At 64.0% G+C, this 689-nt stretch carries 1 protein-coding gene; it reads left to right on the top strand.

Annotated features, from left to right (window positions below; translation table 11 throughout):
- The coding region (locus tag IVB47_RS19205) for a GAF domain-containing protein (RefSeq protein WP_247463340.1) at nucleotides 1-689 on the top strand (689 nt) is incomplete at both ends.

Genomic DNA, 689 nt, shown 5'->3' with positions numbered 1-689 from the left:
TCCGAGAAGAGCGGCACGCGCTCGAAGTGCTCAACCGTGCCGGCTCGGCGCTCGCAGCGGAGACGGACCTCGAGCGCCTCGTTCAGATCGTCACGGATGCGGGCGTGGCGCTTACGGGAGCTGAGTTCGGCGCGTTCTTCTACAACGTCATCAACAATGCGGGCGAGAGCTACATGCTCTATACCCTCTCCGGAGCGCCGATCGAGGCATTCTCGAAGTTCCCCATGCCCCGAAATACGGAGGTGTTCGCACCCACCTTTCTGGGCCAAGGGATCGTTCGTTCGGACGATATCACCAAGGATCCGCGTTACGGGAAGAACTCGCCCCGCAAAGGGATGCCTGAAGGCCACCTGCCGGTCCGGAGCTATCTCGCCGTATCCGTCATGTCCCGGACGGGTGAAGTGCTCGGCGGTCTGTTCTTCGGGCATGCGCGGACCGGCGTGTTCAACGAGCGGTCGGAGCGGGGCCTGGCCGGGCTTGCCGCCGAGGCAGCGGTCGCGATCGATAACGTCCGCCTGTCCCAAGCTATGCACCGAGAGATCGAGGAGCGGAAGCGAGCGCAAGAGGCGCTGGTCGAGCTCAACTCCACTCTGGAGCGACAGGTGACGGAGCGGACCGAGCAGTTGCGCAAGAACGAGGAAGCCTTGCGCCAGTCGCAGAAGATGGAGGCCGTCGGGCAACTGACTGGG

This window comes from Bradyrhizobium sp. 62 (assembly GCF_023073035.1).
Lineage (GTDB): Bacteria > Pseudomonadota > Alphaproteobacteria > Rhizobiales > Xanthobacteraceae > Bradyrhizobium.
The sequence above is the reverse complement of the archived record's forward strand: the minus strand, read 5'-3'. Positions and strand labels throughout refer to the sequence as shown.